Origin of the sequence: Pseudomonas sp. Mn2068, from assembly GCF_049319725.1 — a bacterium.
In the GTDB taxonomy this organism is placed as follows: Bacteria; Pseudomonadota; Gammaproteobacteria; order Pseudomonadales; family Pseudomonadaceae; genus Aquipseudomonas; species Aquipseudomonas gingeri.
In genome coordinates, this window is record NZ_JBMOUG010000009.1 from 111924 (window position 1) to 133671 (window position 21748).

Here is a 21748-nt window from a genome sequence, read left to right on the forward strand (position 1 = left end):
CGATCGTCCGGCCCGTGGGATGGTTACTTCGGCCCGAGGATCTTCACCAGCTTGTCCGCCGACGGCGCGCCCTGCTGCTGTTGCAGGTCACCGTTGTCGTCGAGGTAGAAGATCGATGGTGTGGCCGCCAGTTCCAGGTCTTCCATCAGCTTCATGTTGGCATCGAGCCTGGCCTGGATCTCTTTCGGAATCGTCGCCAGCGGCTTGAGCGAACTGCCCTTGCCGGCCTTCTCGTGGTCGTGCAGGGCCTGTTGCGGGTCCTTGGCGGTAAACAGGGCGGCGGCCTTGGCCGCGCTGTCTTCGCGGATGATCCCGACCATGATGTGCCGCAGTTGCACCTTGCCGGAATCGACCCAAGGCCGTGCCTGCTCCCAGAACATGTTGCAGTACGGGCAGTTCGGGTCGCTGAACAGATAGACGATGCGCGGTGCATCCTTCTTGCCGTCCTCGATCCAGTTGCTCTGTTCCATCTGTCCCCAGACCTGCTTGGACATCGGCGCATACACCAGTTTCTGCAACGGTGCCTGGCTCAGGTCCTTGCCGTCGGCGTCGTACAGGTTGCCGGCGATCACATGCTTGCCATCGGGGGTCAGGTACAGGGCCATGCCCCGGTTCTGATACTGGGCGGCATAGCCACGCAGGCCACCGGGGGCGTCGAAGCTGCCGACGATCCTGGCGCCCTTGGCCTCGATGCTCTTGATTGGCGCGGGCAATTCCTCGGCCTGGGACACGGGCACCTGCAGCAGCAACGCGCCGAGGGCGGTGCTCAGGCTCAGGTTCAGCAGGCGGCGGTTGAAGGACATAGCGGTTTCCTTGCTGGGGCCGATGAGGCCGTATTGGAGTGGGGTGGGCCGAAGTTTTCCAGGACCCGGGCCAGGCTGGCCTCGGACAGTTCGCCCAGGTGGCTGCCGAGCAGGCGGCCGTCGGCGCTGTACAACAGGGTGGTGGGCAGGGCCATGGAACCGACGGTGCGGGCCAGTTGGCCGCTGCCGTCGAACAGCACGTTGTTGAGGTTCAGGCCCTGGGTCATGAGGAACGTGGTCACGCTCTGCATGCTTTCGGCCTGGTTGACGAACAGGAAGGTCACGTCCTGGCGTTCATGCTGGGCCTTTTGCAGCACCGGCATTTCCCGCCGGCACGGCGGGCACCAGGTAGCCCAGAGGTTGATCACCAGCGGCCCGCCCTGATAGTCGGTCAGGTGCACGGTCTGCCCTTCGGCGTTGACCAGGGTGATGTCCGGCAGGCGCGAGCCCTGCTCGTAGAGGGTGGTCGACAGGGTCGCCAGCAGCCAGAAGGCCAGTCCGCTGCCGAGGCCGAAGCCCAGCGGCTTGCGCAGCGCCGGACGCCGCCAGCACCAGGCCAGGGCGCCGACCAGCAGGGCCAGCAGGCCGGGCCAGAGCAGGAAACCGCCATCGCGGATATCGAGGACCTGCAGCGGATCGTTGCGGAAGTAGCTCCAGTAGGCGATCACGAAACCGCCGCGGGCCGCCAGCATCGCCAGCAGGAACAGGCTGAACAGCACCGACTCCGGGTTATCGCCGCCGCGCCTGGCCACCCGCCAGCCGACCAGCGTCGCCAGGGCGAGGGCCAGCAGCAACAGCAGGTGGTTGATCGAGAGGGCGAAAGTACCTAGGGTCAGGGTAAGCATTTAGCGGGCATCCCGTGTGCTGTTCCAGTTTTGCAGGAATCCGGTGGCATCGACTTCACCGGTGATGCGGCCGGCCCGGTGCTCGACGCCATCGGGGGTTATCCACAGCAGGGTCGGTGGACCGGGCACTTCGAAGCGGCCGAGCAGTTCGCGGCTGGCGGCATTGTCGTCGGTCACGTCCAGGCGCACCAGTCGTACATCGCGCAGGGCGCTCATCACCTCGGCCTTGCCGAACACCGTTTTCTCCATGATCTTGCACGACACGCACCAGTCCGCGTAGTAGTCCACCAGTGTCCACTGGCCCTGGGACCTGGCGCTGTCCAGCTCGCGTTGCAGGGCCGCCGGGTCCTTGACCGTGACGAAGGCTGCATGGCTCGCCGCGTTGCCGGCACCCGCCGCGGAGCCGGTGTACACCTGCAACGGGCGCCACGGATCGCTGCCGCCGCCGGCGGCACCGATCACCAGCAGGCCGCCCCAGAGGCCCAGCAGCAGGCCCAGGCAACTGGCCGGCAGCGCCCAGCGCCCGGGTTCGCGGGACAGCCGCCAGGCACAGCAGGCGACGATCAGGGCCAGGGCGCCCCACAGGCCGAGCCACAGCGACTCGTTGACCACCGGGCGAATCATCAGGATCGCGGTGCCGAGGAACAGGAAGCCGAATATCGCCTTGACCCGGTCCATCCAGGCCCCCGGCTTGGGCAGGAAGCGATTGCCCACGGTCACCAGCAGCAACAGTGGCAGGCCCATGCCGATGCCGAGGCTGAACAGGACCAGCCCGCCGAGCAGGACGTTGCCGCTCTGGGCGATATACAGCAGGGCACCGGCCAGCGGCGCGGTCATGCACGGCCCGACCATCAGCCCGGACAGCGCGCCGATGATCCCGGCACCCACCAGGCTGCCGCCGCGCCGGCCCTGGCCGGCACGTTCCAGGCGGTCGCGCAGGGCGCCGGGCAGTTGCAGTTCGAAGACACCGAACATCGGCAGGGCCAGCACCACGAACAACGCGGCGAAACTGCCCAGCAGCCAGGGCTGTTGCAGGAAGGCCTGCAGGTTGCCGCCCAGCAGGGCCGCGACCACGCCCAGCGCGGCATAGACCAGCGCCATGCTGATCACATAGCTGCCCGCCAGGGCGAAGCCGCGCCGTGGGCTGGCACCGCTGCCGACCACCAGGCCGGCGAGGATCGGCAGCATCGGCAGGGTGCAAGGGGTAAAGGCCAGCAGCAGGCCCAGGCCGAAGAACGCCAGCAGGCTCCAGCCCAGCGCATGCTGGCTCAGGCCGCTGGCCAGGGATTGGTCCTGTGCCAGCCCCTGCGCCTGTCCGGCCGCCACCTGGGTGGTTTTTCCGCCCAGGTCGACCACCATGCTCTGCGGTGGATAACACAGCCCGGCATCTGCGCAGCCTTGCCAGCCAACCGTGACCTGGCCGCTGGCGCCGGCCGGCACCAGCAGTTCGAGTTCGCCACGATAGACCGGCTGCTCGCCGAAGAACTCGTCGCTGTGGGACTGCGCCTCAGGCAGGGCAGGCCGCTGGGCCGGATCGAGGCCGTCGAATTTCAGGCGTTTCTGATACAGGTAATAACCGTCAGCGATCTGCCAGTACAGCCGGGTCTGGCCGGAGTCGAGCTTCTCGGAGCTGAAGATGAAGACCTTGCCGGCAGGGGGGAAATCCGGCTTCTTGACCGCGAACGGGTCATTGCCGGCCTGGGCCAGCCCGGCGAGCAGCAGAAAAACCAGGGTGAATAACCAACGCATGAAAAAACCTTAATGCAGGAACCTGTCAGGCAAGACTGCTGGGCAGCGATTAACCGATCATTAACCCATGCCCCGTCGAGTGCCTGCCTGCTGACGCGCTTCCTGGGCAACGTAGGGGCGCGCCGCTCGCCACTGGACCTGCGGTTACCTATCCTTGTTCCGTTGGCGGCATAATCGCGGCTTAATCCATCTGTGTCCCAATGGACACATTTGCACAGGTATTCCCATGCACGTACTGGTTTGCGAAGACGACGAGTTGATTGCCAGCGGCATCGTTGCCGGCCTGACCGCCCAGGGCATGACCGTGGAGCACGTGGCCACGGCATCCGCCGCGCGGGCCATGCTGCGCGCGGCGGAGTTCGACGTGATGGTCCTCGATCTCGGCCTGCCCGACGAAGACGGCCTGAAACTACTCACCCAGTTGCGCAGCAAGGGCCTGGAACTGCCGGTACTGATCCTTACCGCCCGCGACTCGGTGACCGACCGGGTCGACGGCCTGCAGGCCGGTGCCGACGACTACCTGCTCAAGCCGTTCGACCTGCGCGAACTCTTCGCCCGCCTGCAGACGCTGCTGCGCCGGGTGGCCGGACGCAGTGTCAACCTGATCGAGCACGGCCCGTTGAGCTACGACCCGAGCAGCCGCGTCACCACCCTCAACGGTCAGTCGGTGGACCTCTCGCGGCGCGAGCAGGCGCTGTTGCAGGCCCTGCTGCACAACCGTGGCCGGGTGCTTTCCAGCGAGCAGCTGAAAGACAGCGTCTATGGCTTCAGCGACGAGCTGGAAAGCAACGCCCTGAACGTGCATATCCACCATTTGCGCCGCAAGCTGGGCAACGGCATTGTCGAGACCGTCCGCGGCCTGGGTTACCGCCTGGGCCCGGCGGGTGACGGAGAGCTGTAAGCATGATGAGCCTGCGCCTGCGCCTGAGCCTGACCATCGGTTCGGCCTTCATCCTGATCTGGGCCCTGGCCGCGACCTGGATGCTCAGCGACCTGCGCCATCAGATGATGTTCTCCCTCGACCAGCGCCTGGTGGCGTCGGCGCGCATGGTGGCCGGGCTGCTGGAGCAGTTGCCGCCGATGTCGGGCCAGGACGGGAGCACGCATTTCAGCTCCGAACAGTTGAATATCAGCGGCGGCATGGCCTGCCAGGTCAGTTCCCTGCGCGGGGAAGTGCTGGCGCGCAGTCACAACAACCCCGAACAGGACCTGGAAGCGCAGAACGTCGGTTTCCATGACCAGATGATCGACGGCGCGCCCTGGCGCACCTTCACCCTGGTCCGCGGCGATATCCATATCACCACCGCCGATCGCCAGGTCGAGCGCGAGGCCTTGAACCTGTCGGTCCTGCTGGCCGCCTCGGTGCCGGTCGGCGTCGCCTTGCTCGGCTGCCTGTGCCTGCTCTGGCTGGGACTCGGCCAGGGCCTGACACCGCTCAACCGGATGCGCGACGCGCTGATGCGGCGCAGCCCTGATTCCCTCGAACCCTTGCAGGTGCAGCCGCTGCCCCGCGAGTTGCAGCCGTTGCTCGATACCCAGAACCAGTTGCTCCAGCGCATCGGCAAGACCATCGAGCGCGAGCGGCGGCTGACCGGCGACGCGGCCCATGAGTTGCGCAGCCCGCTGACCGCGATCAAGACCCACCTGCAGGTGGCGCGCATGACCGAAGGCGCCGCCCGCGATCAGTCCCTGGCCCATGCCGAGGCCGGCGCCGACCGCCTGCACCGGACCCTGGAGCAGTTGCTGTTGCTGGCGCGGGTCGAAGGCAGCCTGTCGTTCGACGATGGCGTGCAGTGCACTGCCGAACAGGTGGCGCGCCTGGCGATCCAGGATTCGGCCACTGGCGACCGCCGGCGGATCGAGCTGCATCTGCCGGAGCATTGCTCGGCCGCGCCGCTGGAAATGCCCTCGACCCTGTCCATCGCCGCCTTGCGCAACCTGCTGGACAACGCCTTGCGCCATACGCCGGGGGATGCACCGGTGGAGCTGAACGTGGAAACCATCGGCAACCGCGTGCGTTTCCAGGTCCGCGACCATGGTCCGGGGATCGCCGAGGATGATCTGCAGCACCTGACGCAACGCTTCTGGCGCAACGGCAAGAGTACCGGCTGTGGCCTGGGGCTGGCGATTGTCCAGGCGATCGTCCAGCGCTGCGGTTGCGTCCTGCATTTCGACAGCCGGCCGGATGGCCTGCGGGTCGAGCTGACCATGCCCTTGCAGGCGGTGTGACGGGCAACTCCCGAAAAATCCCGCTGGCCGGCCCAGGCTGGCGAACCCGATGGAAAAACTTCTCATCCAACTGCCCGACGGGTCTAAATCCCCGACACGCTGGTGCGTTTCCTGAACACGAAGTCTGCACGCGTGCGCGTGCGGCAACAGGGTTTTGGTCAATATCATCAGAGTATTGAGGGATCGAGAGATGTCAGTCGCTACCAGCCTTATCGAAAAGCCGCCGGTCCGCCCCAGCCAGTCAGCGGTTGAAACGCTCTATGAGTTCGAGGAGTCGCCGCTTCTGGCCCGGCAGAGTCGCCAGGAGTCCAACGCTCGCAGTTACCCCCGGCGTATCCCGCTGGCACTGAAGCGGGCCAAGGGGCTGTATGTCGAAGACGTCGAGGGACGACGCTTCATCGACTGCCTGGCCGGCGCCGGCACCCTGGCGCTGGGGCACAACCACCCGGTGGTGATCGAGGCGATCCAGCAGGTGCTGGCCGACGAACTGCCCCTGCACACCCTCGACCTGACCACGCCGGTCAAGGACCAGTTCGTCCAGGACCTGTTCGGCCTGTTGCCCGAGGCCCTGGCCCAGGAAGCGAAGATCCAGTTCTGCGGCCCGACCGGCACCGATGCGGTGGAAGCGGCCCTCAAGCTGGTGCGTACCGCCACCGGCCGCAGTACCGTCCTGTCGTTCCAGGGCGCCTATCACGGCATGAGCCAGGGCGCGTTGAGCCTGATGGGCAGCCTGGGGCCGAAAAAACCGCTGGGTGCCCTGTTGGGCAATGGCGTGCAGTTCCTGCCTTATCCCTACGATTACCGCTGCCCGTTCGGTCTCGGCGGCGCGCAGGGGGTGAAGGTCAACCTGCACTACCTGGAAAACCTGCTGAACGATCCCGAAGGCGGCGTGCAACTGCCGGCGGCGATCATCGTCGAGGCGGTGCAGGGCGAGGGCGGCATGATCCCGGCGGATCTGGACTGGCTGCGCGGCCTGCGCCGGATCACCGAAAAGGCCGGCGTGGCGCTGATCGTCGACGAGATCCAGAGCGGTTTCGGGCGTACCGGCAAGATGTTCGCCTTTGAACACGCCGGCATCATCCCGGACGTGGTGGTGATGTCCAAGGCCATTGGTGGCAGCCTGCCGCTGGCGGTCATGGTCTATCGCGACTGGCTCGACACCTGGGCCCCGGGCGCTCATGCCGGGACCTTCCGTGGCAATCAGATGGCCATGGCGGCCGGTTCCGCGGTGATGCGTTATCTCAAGGAGCACGATCTGCCGGCCCACGCGGCGGCCATGGGCGAGCGCCTCGGCGAGCACCTGCGCCTGTTGCAGCGCGACTTCCCGCAACTGGGGGATATTCGCGGGCGTGGCCTGATGATGGGCGTCGAACTGGTCGACCCGAGCGGCACCCTGGATGCCCAGGGGCATCCGCCGGCCTTTCCACGTCTTGCTCCGCTGATCCAGCGCGAATGCCTCAAGCGCGGGCTGATCCTCGAACTGGGCGGGCGTCACGGCGGCGTGGTGCGGTTCCTGCCGCCGCTGGTGATCACCGCGGCCCAGGTCGACGAAGTGGCGCGGATTTTTGGCAACGCCCTGGCGGCGGCGGTCGCCGCGGTCTAATTTTCCGGCGGCTCCGCACGTTTTCATCTACACGGGGGCTGCGCGATGGGCGCAGCCTCACCCCCACTCTCACGGAGAACAGCAATGACTTCAGTATTTGACCGCGACGACATCCTCTTTCAGGTAGTGGTCAACCACGAGGAGCAATATTCCATCTGGCCGGACTACAAGGCCATCCCCAACGGCTGGCGCACCGTGGGCAAGAGCGGCTTCAAGAAAGAGTGCCTGGAATACATCGAGGAGGTCTGGACCGACATGCGTCCACTGAGCCTGCGCCAGAAGATGGACGCCCAGGCCCTGGCTGGCTGAGCGATGGCCCCCGTTGCAGACGGCTGAACGGGGGCCGGGTCCTCAACGCTCGGCGGGGGCGATATAGCGCGTCATGCCATTATCCCGGATCAAATGACGGCCAATTTCGTCCAGGCTGTCAAACAGGTTGGTTTCGTCGTAACCCCAGCGTGCGTGGCTGATGTACAGCTTGCCGGCCGGGTTGCGTTTGACGGGCGTCACGCTCAATGCACGATTCCTTGAGCGATGGACGAGCACGGTGCCGTTCGCGGTTTCGTCGAAGAGGAACATGCCTGGCCGATGGAGCTGCGGATGGGTGTCGAGCCTCGGCACCGCGGGAATGACGCCAGGGATTTCGGCGACCTGGACATAGTTCTCGCTCTTGAGTCCCCAGACCAGGTCCGCGAGGCTGTCGTAGGGCAGGCTCTGGAGCCGGATGGCGCCTGGTGGCATCAGGTATTTGCCATCCTTTACTTCGATGACCTTCTCGAAATAGGCATCCCCACCGATCTGATAACTTTTCTGCACCAGGATGAAATTGGCGCCCTGTTTTTCAATCAGGAAGTCTCGTCCATTCCCTTCTCGCCAACCCAGACAACTGCGGGGGTTCTGCACGGCCCGTGCCGGGGGGGCGGCATCACTGGCGAGTTCCAGCACCAGGTCCGAACGCAGGTAGACGTGGCGATCATGCACACTCACTATCTCGCCGTGATCGGCTTTTACCTGCGCGGTGGCCCCTGGTCCCATGGCGACAATCCGCAGGCCCGGTGCGCCTTGCAGTTGCGCCAGGCCCGGTACTCCCCTGACGTTGCTGGCATAGAGATTCAGCACCAGGGCCAGCCATTTGTGATCACCCTGCTGCTGTTGATCGTCGTCGATAATCTTGTGGGCAATGTAGTTGAAGCTGGGCGCGTCGTATGGCGCCAGTCTTTTCCTGTAGCTGGTCGCCGTGTCGAGCGCCTGGACCTTGATACCGTGCTCACGGGCACTGATCAGCAGGCGCCGCAGTGTGTAGCCGTTGTCGCCAGGCGCCCAGAGCGGGTCCTCGGACAAAAGGGCATTTTCCAGCTCCCGGGGCAGGGTGCCCGTTGTATGAAAGCTGTCGATAAAAGGCTGATCGAGGTCCGTCAGCAGACTCTGCACGTAGAGTTTTTCCACCTGCAGTGCCGCCAGGGTTTGCATGTTGTCGATCAGGAACTTCCTCGCGGTGGTCGCCCCCCGTTCAGCGCCCAGTACCAGCCCGGTGTTGTTTTCATAGAGCCTTTCCAGGATCCGCGACGACGGGCTGTCAGCCGGTAGCTGGGGAATCTCCGGTCGGCCGTGGCGATTGCCGCTGTACCACTGGAAAAAATCGGCGCTGGCCTCTTCCAGGTGTTGCGCGCGGCGCAGAAAGTCACTGATGCCTTCCTCGTTTCCAGCCCGTTCGCCGATCCGGACGTGGGTTCTGCGCACGATTTCTTCCGGGTTGCGAATCCGCTCCCGCAGTGCTTTGCGGTAGGCCGGGGGTATTTCAAGCGCCTCTCGCCAGGGCAGTTTCACGGACAGCCTCAGGTCAGGCATGACGAGGCGCATCGGATCGTCCGCCTTGAGCCGCGGAACAGGAACCGCCTCTATCGCGGGGCCTTTCACGGTGTCGTTGACCTCCACTGCCGTCACCCCTTGCAGACGGGCCAGTCCCGGCGTGCCTTGAGGGGAATAACCCTTGGCGTGATGAATGTCCACCAGGGCCAGCCATTTGCCCTGGCGGCCACCGACCCGATCCGCCTGGATGACCTGGCAGGCATGGTAGTTCAGGGCGGTGGCCCGGTTGAGCATTTCAGGCTCGAGTACACGCAGGGAGTCGCTCGCGGCACAATCCAGTGCCTGGACCCGGATACCGTGGGCGCGTGCGGTGCTGATCAGGTTGTGGTAGCTGCAGGTGCCCGAGGGCGCATTGCCGTAGTCGCCATCGAGGGTTCGCAGGTGATCGTCCAGGGCATTGCTCAGGGTGCCGGATTTGTGGAAGGTATCCAGGTGCACCTGCTCGACATCGGTTCTCAGACGTTCCAGGTAGAGCGTGCGCACGCCCTGTTCAGCCAACGTCGCCATGTGGGTGACCAGGAACAGCTTGCTGCCCGCATCGGTAAGGTTTTCGCCGAGGACCACCCCTTCGCTGTTTCGGTAGAGTGTCTCGATCAGCGCTCGCGGGTCCACAGCGGCGCCCGGTGTGGACAACGGCGGGCGCTCGGGCACCGGGTGACTCCTGAAGAAACGTCCGGCATCGGCCAGCAGCAGTGCCCGGCAATGTCGCAGCGCCTGGTCGTTGGCGCCGGCCTCGGGACGTCCGCCCGCCGTCGCGGGGCTTGTGCCGGGCAGCGTCGCTGCCAGGTGTCTCACGGACAGCTGATACTGGCGCAACAGGCTGGCCGCGCTGTTTTCCTTCCAGATAGCGCTGCCCTCGACCCGGTACAGGGCCGGGCCCGAGGGCCGGTGTTCTTCCCGGGTCTGGGCGCAGTAGGAGCGGACGTTGTCATCGTAGCGGACCATGACGACCCGGCCATCTTCGAGATTGACGAACTGGCGCTGCTGGACCACGCGAAAGCCATCGCTGTCGGGGGGCGGCAGGCCCCTGGGCGCGGGCCTCGAGTAAGCACTCAAGGGGCGCCCCCGCGCCGGAAGACTGGCAACGGCAGCGCTGATGCTGCTGATGACCACCGGGGCCGCGCCGGGCGACTGCGCGGCGGCAGTCGCCGCCGGTGTGGCGGCGGGCAACTGGCCGGGGGGGCCGGACAGTACCGGGCTGCCGCTGCCGCTGCCGGGGAGGCGCGGGCGTGTCGCGGGACTGATCTCGGGATGCCTGATTGCTGGCGTATCGACCTGGCCGGTAACGGGTACGCCAGGACGAATCGGTGTTTTGGGAGACATGCTGGAATCCTTTCGTGGTCAGCGGGGGGTATGGATAAACAGGTCGGCGGGGTCGACGAGGGTCGACTCGTCGTTGTCCGTGCGCCACTGCTGCGTCAGAGTGTCGTAGACCAGCGCCCCGAAGGCCGCCTGGAGCCGGGCACTGGAAGCCGACGGGGTGACCACCCTCAGTCCCCTGACCCTGACGCGGTGGCTGGCCAGTTCGTTGTCCGCCTGATGCTGTTCGATGCAGCGCTTGATGGCGTCGATATCGGCATGGGCGCGGGCATCCAGCTCATGCAGCAGGAGCTGATCGAAAATCCGGTCGACCTCATAGCGCTCGCCGGACTTCAGGACGATGTAGATCAGGTCCAGGGGTTGCGTGGGATCGTCGTCGGCCGGCAGCAGCAGACGGATATTGCCGATCCACAGCTGCTGGGGGGCGATCTTGATATCGCCGCGGGTCACGATCTGCGTGCTGGCCCGGGTATGGATGTACCAGGTCGAGGCATTGGCGGTTTTTGCCAGGGCAGCCGGCGTCGACAGGCGGATGGTCGCGGCGGCGCACGGGTAGAGTTCATAGGTTGAACTCATGCCCTCCAGGTGATAGATCGTCGAGTCGCTGCCGGCCTTGAAGTCGACGCGCTGGGCGTGGTCTTTCAGCTGCGCGCTGCGGTTTTCCGGCGAGCGGAACAGGTAGTTGCCGGCACGCCGCTGCAATGACCCGCGGCCATCGAGGGTCCTGAGGCCCGGGTGGCGATAGTCGTCGCTGTAGCTGGCGGTCGGCGCGCCGACCTGGTACGAACTGCCGTCGCGCAGTACCAGGACAATCCCGTGCTGCTGTTCGAACCCCGCGCTGTGCAGGGAGGCGCCGACATCCGTCGGTTTGCCCGCGCCCGGGACCAGCCAGTCCTTGAGCGTCAGTTGCGTCTGGTCATGGAAGCGCAGGATCAGGCGGGCATCGCTGTAGTCCAGGTAGTTGAAGGCGCCGATGCGCCTGGCCGCCACCCGGTAGGCCGCTCTGACCTGCTCGATCTCCTCGCTGGCGTAGTCCAGGTACAGCGTGGTGGACGGCCGCGTGGCATCCGCGCCGACCTGGAAAGTGGTGTCGAGCGTCTGCCTGGCGAGGAAGTAGCCGCTCGTCGATGTCCCCGGCAGCGGGTAGTCGCCGCCATTGACGGGCTGGGGCGCCGGCGGCAGTTGTCCGAGGCTCAGTACGGTGATCCGCACATCGTGGTCGGCGGTGCCCGGCAGCGTCGCCGGCAGATCGGGTTTGAGCGTGAAGCCTTCGCGGGTGACAAACAGCAGCAGGTCGTTTTGCAGTTGTCGTTCGTCGTCGTTGCGGTAGACCCCGCTGATCGTCAATTGCTGGTCGGGCGGTTGGCCATTGTCGTCGGGCAACGAAGTGACGACCAGCGCGGTACCAACGATGCGCCAGCTCTGGATCCGCTCCATGGGCCAGTCCAGGACGACGGTGCTGGGCTCGCGCCCGTCCTCGTCGAGCGTCACGGTCCGGGTTGTCGCGGCGATCCGGTAGTGGTCGTTGCCGGCGCCTCCGGCGACCCTGCTGGCAGTGCCCTTGAGGGTGAAGCGGTCGTCGCCGTCGCCACCGCTCGCCTGGTCATCCAGGCCCAGCAGGGTAATGTGATTGGCCCGGGCGTTGCCGGTCACGCGACTGCTGCCGCCGGCCAGGGTCTCGACATGTTCGATGGCGGCCAGCGAGGCGTAGGCGAGGGGGGCGGCATCCGTGGAGTGGCGCCGCAAACCCAGCTTGCCGCTGTCCAGGTCGACCTCGTGGCCGACGAAGGCGAGGTGATGGCGGGGCGGCACCTGCCCTTGCAGCGACAGCGTATCCTGGCCGTCGCCACCGTGCAGCGCACCGAGGGCGGGTACGCTGGCTGAGCCGAGGGTCTCCTGGGCCTGGAACAGGAAGGCGTCATCGTGGTTGCCGCCGGTCAGGGTCTTCTGGCCGGTGGAAAAGGCGAAATAGTTGGGTTGGTCGCGCACACCGGTGACCCGGTCGTTGCCGCCGCCCAACTGCCAGAGCACGGCTTTCTTTTCTCCGGGCGTGCCGCTGAACGCGCCTGGCACCTGCTCCAGGCCCGAGGTGGCATCGATGTTATCGTCGCCCTCGCGGACCACCGGTGTGTTGACGGTGGCATGGGATTGTTCCTCGCCCTCCCAGCGGTGTGCCCAGTGCCTGACGGGTTCCAGCTCGACCTGAAAGCTGCCGTTGACCACCCCCGCGAGGGTTTCCTTCATTTCCACATCGAGCAACGCCCGGGCGCGGGTTTCCAGGGCTTTGTCATGCTCGACCCGGGTGCGCTCGACCAGGTAGCGATCCATCACCGAGCGGTCCAGTTCCTGGCCGGTAAAGGCGAACCAGCCCGAGCGCCAACGCTCTGCGACGGTCAGTTCGATGTAGTCGTCGATATCGTCGACCTGGCGCACGGCGCCATAGATCTTCGCGCCGACGATCAGCACCGCGCAGGCCACCAGGCCGATCGGGCCGGCGGCGCTGAAACCCGCCGCGGCGGCCGCGCCGAGTGCGAGGGACAAGGTGGCGCTGGCAATGCTGAACCCGGCCGTGACGTAATGGTCCATGGCCTCCTTGCCGCTGGTCCGGGCGGCATTCTTGAACGCGGTGACCGCACTGTGGATATCGAACGGCAGGGTCAGCACATTGCCCAGCAGGCCGGCACTGCGGCTGATCATCAGGCCGGCGGAGGTGGCGCGAAAGCCCTGGAAGATCCGGCCGCCCTGGCCGAGTAGGGCCTCCCCGGTTTTCCTCAGGCCGCGTTCGAGCAGCACGGAGGTCAATTCGGTGGCAATGCTGCCGCCGTTCACCGCGGCCTCCGTGACGTCGCCGCTTTTCAACGCTTCGCGGATGCCCACCAGGCCGCTGTAGATCCCGTAGGCCTGCATGCCCGCCCCCGAGGTGAGCATGCTGCGGCTCTTGGCGGCGTCGATCCAGCCCGGCAGGCTGAAGGTGACATATTTGTGCGCGAGGATTTGCATGTTCTGCAGGCGCACCAGCAACTGGTTGAGGTGCTTCATCAGGTTGTCGGCCAGCGGTGGGGTGTTTGTCCCGAGCAGGGGCGGGGCCTGCAACGAGCGTCGCGAGGCGATTTCAAAGAGTACGTCGACCGGGCGCTGGTCGACCGCGTCTCCCGTCTCCAGATGCCGTTGCAATTCGGCCGGTTCGAATTGCACGTCATCGACCAGGGACCGGCCACTGTCCTGGAGTTGCCGGTCGCTGCCGTCGAGGTGGCGCCCGCTCAGTCTGGCGCCCATGTCGTAGAGTTCCACGCGACTGATGACGAAGGTATCGAGGGTGATCGGTCCCAGGCGGGCGTCCAGTTCGGCGAGACCGGCCCTTCCTCTGGCGGTCGGCGGCGACAGGGTGCCGGGCTTGGCGGGAATCCCCTGTATGACAGGGTCGGCAAGCCTGTCCGAGATGACAATGCCGTCGATGGGCCCGGCGGCCCATTCATGCCGGCTGCGTGTGTTTGCCATGGATAAGTCCTTTTATCGTGAGCTTTGAATAAACGCACGAAGGAGTATCGCCGGCGGTGTCCTTGTCGATGAGGTACTTGTTTATCGCGGCAGGGGGCGACGCTTGTGTCATTCGGCGGGCGATGCCCGCCCCGTTATGGCGCCAGTGTCGCCAGCACCTGGTTGATCGAGTCCTGCAGCCCGGTCAGCGGGTCGCTGCCCTCGGTATCGAGCACCAGCAGCGTGCTGCCGGCCTGGCTGATTGTCGACTTCACCGCCTCCGGCGGCTGGCGGTGATCCAGTACCACCTTCACCTCGGCGTCCTTGAGGGTTTCACCCAGTTTGGCCAGGGCCTCGGGCGTCCATTGCTCGTCACTGCGGGCATCGACCTCGATCAGGTCCAGGTTGAGCCCGCCCACCAGGTAGTTGAAGCGTTCGGAGAGGCTGACCACACTGAGGTTGTCGGCCTTCGCCAGCCGCGTTTCGCTGTCGGCGCTGAGCTTGAGCAGGCGCTGCTTGAGTGTCGCCAGGTTGCTCTCGATCTTTGGTTTGGCCTCGGGGGCCAGGCGTACCAGGTCGGCGGCGATCACGTCGGCCATGCGTCCCAGGTTGTTGCTCGACAGCCAGGGTTGGCTGTTCAGGCCATCCACGCCCTGGCCCGGCTGCACCGCGATGCCTGGCAGGCTACCGTCCACCGGGCGCGCGGCATCGACTTCGACGATGCGCACATTGCTGCGACGGGCCATGGGGTAGAGCGGGTCGTCGGGCCACAACGAGCGCAGGCCGATCACCGCATCGGCGTTGCTCGCCAGCTTTTGCAGGGCCGCGGCGCCACGTCCGCTGAAGTAGGCGCTCTGGCGGCTGCCCGGCAGATTGGCGTCGGCGGCGCGTTGCAGCACCACGCCAGTGTCCTTGAGCAGGATCTCGCCCAGGCCATGGGTGACCGGCAGGCTAGCGAGGATGCGCACCGGCCGGGCGGAAGTGCCGGCCTGCTGGTCCTGTTGGGGGGCGGCGGGCAGCGGTGCCGGGTTGGCACACAGCGTGCTGCTGAACAGGCCGCTCAGCACGAGGGCGAGTGTCAGGGGGCGTAGATTCGGCATTTATCCAATATTCCCTTTGAGGCTGGGCACGGTGCCACGGGCGATCGCGGCCAGGGCGAAGGCGATACCGGCCACCAGGATGATCGCCGCGCCGGACGGCACGGGCAGGTCGAACAGGATCGGCAGGAGGATGCCGCACAGGGTGCTGACGGTGGCGATCGCCACGGAAATCCAGAAGAACCCCTTGAGCGACTGGCTGAGCAGGCGCGCGGCCGCCGCCGGGATCACCAGCAGGGCGCCCACCAGGATCGCGCCGATGACCTTGACCGCGGCCACGGTGATCAGCGTCACCAGCACCACGAACAGGTAGTCGAGGGTCTTTACCGCGACCCCGCGCACCGCCGCCAGTTGCGGGTTGAAGCTGGCGAGCATGATGCGGTTGTACAGCGGCAGGCTCAGGCCCATCACCAGCGAACCGACGATCAGCAGGACCAGCAGGTCGTTGCCGTTGACCGTCAGTACCGAGCCGAACAGTACGTTTTCGAGGATATGCACGTTGATCTTGCCGGCCAGCACCAGCAGCAGGCTGGCGCCGAGGGCCAGGGACACCGAGAGGAACACCCCGATCAGCGTGTCGGGGGCCAGTCCGGTGCGGTTGCGCAGGTAGTTGAGCAGCACGCCGAACAGCAGGCAGTAGCCGAACAGGCTGCCATAGGGGCCGGTGTAGGGTTCGCCGAGCAGGATGCCGATGGCTACGCCGGTCAGGGCCGCGTGGCCCACCGCTTCGGAGAAGAAGGCGAAGCGCTTGACCACCACCAGGGTGCCGAGACCGCCCAGTACCGGGCCGATCAGCAGGCCGGCAATCAGCGCGTTGACCACGAAGCCGTAGGCCAGTGCCGCCGGCAGGAAACCGGACGTGGCCCAGCCCTGGATCATCAGGCGAAAAGCTTCATAGGTCATGGCTGGATGCTCTGCGGGGTAGGTGTGTCGACACTGCGCGGATGGGTGGAGAACAGCGTCAGCAGGCGGTCCGGCGTCAGCGCCTCGGCCGGCGAGGCATCGAACAGCACCCGGCGATTGAGGCCGGTGACGCGATCGGCCAGGCGCTTGACCGCTTCCAGGTCGTGCTCGATCCACAACACGGTGATGCCGGCGCGACGCCAGTCGCCGAGCAGACGCTCGAAGACCTGGATACCGGCCTCGTCCAGCGCCGACATCGGTTCGTCGAGCACCAGCAACTGTGGCGCCGGGATCAGCCCCTGGGCCAGCAGCACCCGTTGCCGTTCGCCGCCGGACAGCGCGCCCATGCGGCGCTTGCGCTTGTCCTGCATGCCGACCCGCTCCAGCGCCGTACCGATGGCCCCGGCGAAATGCCGCGACAGGCCGAGAAACGCCGGGCGCCGCTGGCACATGGCGGCCATGAAGTCGTCGACGGTCATCGGCAGGCCGCGATCGAACTCCAGGGCCTGCGGGACGTAGCCGATGGTACCGGGCGTGCCCGGCCATTCCAGGCTCAGGCGGCCCTGGTGCGGCATCTGCCCGAGCAGGGTCTTGATCAGCGAACTCTTGCCGCCGCCGTTGGGCCCGACCAGCGCATGCACATGGCCGGGGCGGACCTGGAAGGTGACATTGTCGAGAATGGTGGTGCGACCCAGGGTCAGGTTGACCGCGTTGAAATCGAGGGTCGGTCCGATGGCCTCGCGGGCGATGCTTTCGGCGGCCGTCATGCACCGGCCTCCTGGATCGCCCGGACCACGGTATCGAGGTTGCTGGTCATTTCCTTCTCGTACTTGTCGGCGGTGTAGTCGCCATAGGAAATATGCGACAGCGGGTAGAGCTTGACCCCGGATTCACGCTGGATGGTCTCGACATAGGTGGACGGGAAATCCAGCTCGGAGAAGATCACCTTCACGTCCAGCTCGCGCAGTTGGTCGATGGTCTTCTTCAGTTGGCTCGGGCTCGGCTCGATGCCATGGGCCGGCTCGACCACGGCGGTGACTTCCAGGCCGAACTCGCGCAGCAGGTAGTCATAGGCGGCATGCACCGTGGCGACCCGCAGGTCGGCGTTGGGGGCCTGGGTCAGCTTGGCCAGGGCGTCGGCGCGCAGTTGCCGCAGGCGCTTGCCGTAGGCCCGCGCGTTGGCGGTGTAGGTCTTGGCGTTGTCCGGGTCGAGCTTGCCCAGCTCCCGGGCGATATTGTTGACCTGGGCGATGGAGGCGCTGATGGAGAGGAAGGTGTGCGGGTTGACCACCTTGCCGGCACCCCGGGCGGCGGTTCCGGTGGCGGCCAGCAGCGGCACGTTTTCATTGGCCTCGATCACCGCGATCCGCGGCTTTTCGCTGGCCTCGATCATGCGGTCGGCGAAGTCATCGTGGCCGATGCCGTTGAGCACGATCACGTCCAGGGTGCCGATGCGCTTGATGTCCTCGGCCCGGGGTTCGTAGGCATGGGGGTTGAAGCCGGCAGGGATCAGCGGCACGACATCGGCCTTGTCGCCGACGATATTGGCGACGTAGCTGTAGTAAGGGTGCAGGGTGATGCCGATGCGCAGGCGCTTGGCCGGATCGGCCTGGACCTGGAAGGTCAGCAACAGGGGCGAAAGCAGCAGCGCCAGGAGCAGGCGACGGCGGCCGAACAGAGCTGAAATGGACATGAGGGGACACGTTTCCCTGGTGTGAGTCGAAAGGTTCAGTGCCGATGCTGGCGGGTTACGCCGGCATCGAATTGCGCGACCACCTGCTGCCAGCCGCCGGCGATCAGGGCGTTGTCGCTCAGGTCGGTCGGGGCCGCCAGGGCGCTGCCGCGATTCAGCCAGATGTCCGGCGCGGCATGGCTGTCGCCGCCGACCCGCATCAGGAACGAACCGGCGGTGGCCGTGGCCCGGCTCAGGCCGAAGTAGGCCTGGCCCAGCAACTGCCAGGCGTGGTCGCCGCGACTGACCGAACTGGCGTCCTGGGCAAAGGGCGCGAAGCCTTCCTCGCCGAGCTGTCCGGGGGAGGGCAGGCCCTGCTGGTCCTGCTGCAGCAGGTGGATTTCATCGAGGGTGACCCGCAGGTCGGCGTAGATCCCCTGTTCGCCGGGACTGAGGTCCCTGCGCGCATCCAGTTGATGGGCAGCGACCTGGCTGGCCTGCGGTTTATCGCCATGCAACGCCACCACGGAACCGGCGACCAGCAGCACGACCAGGCAGAACAGCAGGACATAGAGGGTTTCGTGGCCGGCGCCGGCGGGGCGCACGACATGGGTGGTCGATAAGTTGCTCATGGTGCCTCGATATCCGCTTTGTCGACTTCCACGACGTGACCGGGACCGGCGTCGAACAGGACATAGAAATCGCTGCCCGGTTTCTTGAAGGTGAGCGTCGAGTCCGCCCCCAGCTTGCCGGGCAGCAGGACGGTCTCGTCGTAGCCGATCACGTCCAGGGTCACTCCCGGCGCGCCGCTGCCGTCGGAAAAGCCCCCTTTGCACTGGATCTGCTCGGCGTCGATCTGTTTGCATTCGCACATCGGGTTATGGGCCTGGGCGGTCAGGCTCAGGCCGCTGGCCGCCAGCAGCGCGGCGCCGGCCAGCAGGCGTCGGGTGATTGGCGAAGGGAAGGGACGATGCAATGGGCTCATGGGCGGTTACCTTGTTTTTTCAGCCAGGCGATCGTCAGCGGCGAGGCCTGGATCAGGGGAATGGAGGCCTGGTGCACCGAGCCATCCCAGCCTTCCAGGGTGACCCAGAGCTCGGCATCGTCCCTGGTGTTGTCCGGGATCGGCACCACGGCGCCCATGCGATAGGGCGTGCCGAAGAAGATCACGCCGGCGGCGCGCAGGCTGCGCGGTTTGCCGACGCGCAGGTAAGTGGCCTTGACCTGGTCGATACAGTCGGCGCAGAGACTGGCGTTGAAGCTTTTGAAGTAGCCGGCGGGACCGTCACGACGCGGTGCTTCGTCCCACAGTTCGGCCAGTTGCAGGCTCCAGGGACCGACCTGCAGTTCGTTCACATGCTGGCCCAGGCCGGTGTCGCCACGGAACAGCGCCGCATCGGAAAAATACCGGGGCATGAAGCCCAGCGGGATCAGTACCAGCAGGATGTTCAGGTGAAAGCGCCACTTGTGCCAGAGGCGGCCCAGGGTCGAGGTGGCGGGTGCCACGGCAGTCTTGCTCACGGGTTGACCTCCGAAGTCTCGGCGCCCAGGACGGCGCGGGGCCTGGCAGTACCGGGGCGTTCGGCCTTGGCACTGCGCTTGAGGGCGTTGACCGTGGCCAGGGCGGTGCGCTTGCTCCAGATCAACAGGCCGCTGAGGACCATCATGCTCAGCAGCAGGCCGAAGAAGAACCAGATCAGCTTGATCCACAGGCCACCGAAGTCGCCGGTATGCAGCGGCCGCATCGACTCGGTGACGAACTCCAGACCCGTGCGGTCGGAAAGCAGGCGCGACTGCTCGATCTTGCCGGTGTAGGGGTTGAGCTCCAGGGTCTGGTACATCAACGGGTACCAGCTGCGGCCGCCGACTTCGAACGGGCTGTAGGCGTTGCTCGGCAGGCTGATGAAGCTGGCATCGAGTCCGGGTACCTGTTCCCTGGCAATGCGCAGGGCCTCGTCGGCGGCCAGCATCGGCGCCGGCCGGCCGTCAGGCATCAGCGGCGCACTGTCGTGGGAGATGATGGCCGGGATCGGTCGGGTGGCGATGCTGATCTGGTTGTCGGCGAGGATGGCCTGGATCAGGAACCAGGTGCCGGTGATGGAAATCACCGCGATGAACCAGATCGACCAGATGCCGCTCAAGCGGTGGAAATCGCCCCAGAAGATCCGTGCACCATGGCGAAAACGCAGGGTCGGCTTGAAAAAACCTTTCCAGAAGCGCTTGTACACCACCAGGCCGGTCACCAGCGAGGCGAGCATCGGTATGCCCAGCAGCGACACCAGGTACCAGCCCCAGCTATAGCCGTCGGTGAACGGCACCAGCCACCAGCCGTGCAGGGCGCGGGTGAAGTTCTTGAAGTTGAATTGCGGGCTGATGCCCTGGATGACGCCGGTGTACGGGTTGACGTAGACCGTCACCGAGCGCCCGTCCGGATAGCTGATATCGGCCAGCAGGGCGAAATGGCTTTCGTCCGGGCGCTGGATCAATTGCACGATCAGATCGGGCTCGTTTTTCTTGATGGCCGCCAGCACCTGGTCATAGCTCAGCAGCGGGGCGTCATCCGAAGGCTTGCTGGCGCGGATTTCCGGATTGGCCAGCCAGACGATTTCCTGGCTGACCACCGCCAGCGTGCCGGTGACACAGACGATCAGGACAAAAAACCAGATGGGCAGGGCCAGCCAGCTATGGACCAGGAACCAGAGTTTCGAGCGGGACTTCTTGGACATGGAAAGCGGGTTCTCGATTTCGGGGGACGGAGCGAGGCTTGAGAAAGAGCCTCGTTCCCGGAAAAAGCCGGCCGTGGCTTTTGCCTACGCGGACGACTGCATCTAGATGAGACGAATGAGCAGGGGAAAAACGTATAGGGAAATGAAAGTAAATATTTCTGCGCCCACAAGTCCCGGTCTTGCTCGGTCCCCGGTAGGAGCCGGCTTGCCGGCGATGAGGCCCAGGCTGATCGGACGCCATCGCCGGCAAGCCGGGCTCCCACAAGGTGTGTGCTGTTTTCGAAATCGTTCGGGCATCCGACCGGCGTTGCCCGCTCTGCCTAATTTCCCTGTCCGGCTATCCGTTAACCGAAGCACAGCCAGGTGCACGGCGCATTCGCGCGCCCAGCCCTTGCGATCCGAGATCAAGGGAGAAGAGTCGTCATGAACAACGCATTGAGTTTGGCTATCCGGCCGCTGCTGACCGGTTCGGGCACCTTGCCCATGCTGATCCAGGCGCCTGAGCCGGGGCTCGACCTGAGGGAAGCGTTCGGCGAATGCAAGCCGCTGATCGACGCGCACCTGTATCGTGCCGGCGGCGTTCTGCTGCGCGGTTTCGACGTGGGTGGCGCCGAAGCCTTCCGTGAGTTCGCGGCGGGCTTCGGCCATCCGTTGCTCAATTACGAGTTCGGCTCGACGCCGCGCAGCAACGTGACCAAGGGGGTGTACACCTCGACCGAATACCCGGCGCACCAGAGCATTCCGTTGCACAACGAGCAGGCCTATACCCTCGAATGGCCGATGAAGATCTGGTTCTACAGCATGATCGCGGCACAGACCGGCGGCGAAACGCCGATCTGCGACAGTCGGGAAGTCTATCGCCGGGTGCCGGCATCTATCCGCGAGCGGTTCATCAGCAAGGGCCTGATGTACGTGCGCAACTACGGCAACGGCCTGGACGTGGACTGGAGCCAGGTGTTCAACACCGATGACGAGGCGGTGGTCGAAGCCTACTGCCGGGCCCACGCCATCGAGTGCGAATGGAAGGACGACGGCGAATTGCGCACCCGCCAGCGCTGCCAGACGGTGGCCCGCCACCCGGTGACCCAGGAGATGGTCTGGTTCAACCAGGCGCACCTGTTCCATGTGTCCAACCTGCAGCCGGAAGTGCGCGAGACCCTGCTCGATGTGGTGGATGAGGAAGACCTGCCGCGCAATGTCTACTACGGCGACGGCTCGGCCATCGAGGTCGATCTGCTCGACGAAGTCCGGGGTGTGCTCGATGACTGCACCATCAGCTTTCCCTGGCAGGAAAACGATGTGCTGATGCTCGACAACATGCTGGCGGCCCATTCCCGCTCGCCATTCACCGGCAAGCGCAAGGTCGTGGTGGCGATGGCCGAAGGTTACTCGCTTCCACGCTAAATCCCCAGCCGGGCGGTTCGTTCTTGTTGATACGGCCGGGCCCCCCGGCCG

18 protein-coding genes are annotated in these 21748 nt (G+C 65.7%); 5 read left to right on the forward strand and 13 right to left on the reverse strand.

The genetic code is table 11. The annotated features are described in order from the left end of the window. Positions 1-23: 23 nt before the first annotated feature. From dsbG to dsbD, 3 genes are read right to left on the reverse strand one after another with little or no spacing between them, the layout of a single operon-like run. A complete protein-coding gene (gene dsbG / locus ACL9RJ_RS20960; protein WP_017125727.1) occupies positions 24-803 on the reverse strand; it encodes a thiol:disulfide interchange protein DsbG in 780 nt (259 codons plus the stop codon). Next, positions 779-1648, reverse strand: coding sequence for a TlpA disulfide reductase family protein (locus ACL9RJ_RS20965; RefSeq protein WP_017125728.1), 870 nt, complete (start codon positions 1646-1648; stop codon positions 779-781). Before ACL9RJ_RS20965 ends, dsbG begins: the two co-directional genes overlap by 25 nt. Further along, positions 1649-3397 carry a protein-disulfide reductase DsbD gene (gene dsbD / locus ACL9RJ_RS20970; protein ID WP_017125729.1) on the reverse strand — a complete coding sequence of 583 codons (1749 nt, stop codon included), beginning with the start codon at positions 3395-3397 and terminating at the stop codon, positions 1649-1651. Positions 3398-3623: 226 nt separating this feature from the next. Between dsbD and ACL9RJ_RS20975 the strand changes: the two genes are divergently transcribed. The 4 genes from ACL9RJ_RS20975 to ACL9RJ_RS20990 all read left to right on the forward strand — a co-directional run bounded on the left by ACL9RJ_RS20975 (position 3624) and on the right by ACL9RJ_RS20990 (position 7538). Next, on the forward strand, positions 3624-4298 hold the full coding sequence (locus tag ACL9RJ_RS20975) for a response regulator (protein WP_017125730.1): 675 nt from the start codon (positions 3624-3626) through the stop codon (positions 4296-4298). A gap of 2 nt (positions 4299-4300) precedes the next feature. Then, positions 4301-5626 carry an ATP-binding protein gene (locus tag ACL9RJ_RS20980; RefSeq protein ID WP_177116417.1) on the forward strand — a complete coding sequence of 442 codons (1326 nt, stop codon included), beginning with the start codon at positions 4301-4303 and terminating at the stop codon, positions 5624-5626. 190 nt (positions 5627-5816) lie between these two features. Further along, positions 5817-7229 carry an aspartate aminotransferase family protein gene (locus tag ACL9RJ_RS20985; protein ID WP_177129755.1) on the forward strand — a complete coding sequence of 471 codons (1413 nt, stop codon included), beginning with the start codon at positions 5817-5819 and terminating at the stop codon, positions 7227-7229. An 84-nt stretch (positions 7230-7313) separates the two neighbouring features. Beyond that, a complete protein-coding gene (locus tag ACL9RJ_RS20990; protein ID WP_017125732.1) occupies positions 7314-7538 on the forward strand; it encodes an MbtH family protein in 225 nt (74 codons plus the stop codon). A gap of 42 nt (positions 7539-7580) precedes the next feature. On the opposite strand, the gene ACL9RJ_RS20995 is transcribed toward ACL9RJ_RS20990, so the two are convergent. The 10 genes from ACL9RJ_RS20995 to ACL9RJ_RS21040 all read right to left on the reverse strand — a co-directional run bounded on the left by ACL9RJ_RS20995 (position 7581) and on the right by ACL9RJ_RS21040 (position 20293). After that, positions 7581-10421, reverse strand: a complete 2841-nt coding sequence (locus ACL9RJ_RS20995) for a membrane-targeted effector domain-containing toxin (protein ID WP_422765624.1) — start codon at positions 10419-10421, stop codon at positions 7581-7583. 18 nt (positions 10422-10439) lie between these two features. Further along, positions 10440-13916 (reverse strand): calcium-binding protein, encoded by a 3477-nt coding sequence (locus tag ACL9RJ_RS21000; RefSeq protein ID WP_422765625.1) that lies wholly within the window; start codon positions 13914-13916, stop codon positions 10440-10442. Positions 13917-14050: 134 nt separating this feature from the next. Then, on the reverse strand, positions 14051-14995 hold the full coding sequence (locus tag ACL9RJ_RS21005) for a metal ABC transporter substrate-binding protein (RefSeq protein ID WP_422765626.1): 945 nt from the start codon (positions 14993-14995) through the stop codon (positions 14051-14053). Next, on the reverse strand, positions 14996-15895 hold the full coding sequence (locus ACL9RJ_RS21010; RefSeq protein ID WP_017125736.1) for a metal ABC transporter permease: 900 nt from the start codon (positions 15893-15895) through the stop codon (positions 14996-14998). Further along, positions 15892-16662 (reverse strand): metal ABC transporter ATP-binding protein, encoded by a 771-nt coding sequence (locus ACL9RJ_RS21015; protein WP_422765627.1) that lies wholly within the window; start codon positions 16660-16662, stop codon positions 15892-15894. Before ACL9RJ_RS21015 ends, ACL9RJ_RS21010 begins: the two co-directional genes overlap by 4 nt. Beyond that, on the reverse strand, positions 16659-17588 hold the full coding sequence (locus tag ACL9RJ_RS21020) for a metal ABC transporter substrate-binding protein (RefSeq protein ID WP_017125738.1): 930 nt from the start codon (positions 17586-17588) through the stop codon (positions 16659-16661). The genes ACL9RJ_RS21015 and ACL9RJ_RS21020 overlap by 4 nt, the downstream gene beginning before the upstream one ends. A gap of 35 nt (positions 17589-17623) precedes the next feature. Next, the gene (locus ACL9RJ_RS21025) at positions 17624-18199 is read right to left on the reverse strand and encodes a DUF6162 family protein (RefSeq protein WP_212810740.1); all 576 of its coding nucleotides are present in this window, start codon (positions 18197-18199) and stop codon (positions 17624-17626) included. After that, positions 18196-18552 (reverse strand): hypothetical protein, encoded by a 357-nt coding sequence (locus ACL9RJ_RS21030; RefSeq protein WP_177084927.1) that lies wholly within the window; start codon positions 18550-18552, stop codon positions 18196-18198. The genes ACL9RJ_RS21025 and ACL9RJ_RS21030 overlap by 4 nt, the downstream gene beginning before the upstream one ends. Beyond that, positions 18549-19088, reverse strand: a complete 540-nt coding sequence (locus ACL9RJ_RS21035) for a hypothetical protein (RefSeq protein ID WP_017125741.1) — start codon at positions 19086-19088, stop codon at positions 18549-18551. The genes ACL9RJ_RS21030 and ACL9RJ_RS21035 overlap by 4 nt, the downstream gene beginning before the upstream one ends. After that, a complete protein-coding gene (locus ACL9RJ_RS21040; RefSeq protein WP_017125742.1) occupies positions 19085-20293 on the reverse strand; it encodes a PepSY-associated TM helix domain-containing protein in 1209 nt (402 codons plus the stop codon). The genes ACL9RJ_RS21035 and ACL9RJ_RS21040 overlap by 4 nt, the downstream gene beginning before the upstream one ends. A 423-nt stretch (positions 20294-20716) precedes the next feature. On the opposite strand from ACL9RJ_RS21040, the gene ACL9RJ_RS21045 reads away from it, so the two are divergent. Further along, a complete protein-coding gene (locus ACL9RJ_RS21045) occupies positions 20717-21697 on the forward strand; it encodes a TauD/TfdA family dioxygenase (protein ID WP_177129747.1) in 981 nt (326 codons plus the stop codon). Positions 21698-21748 lie beyond the last annotated feature (51 nt).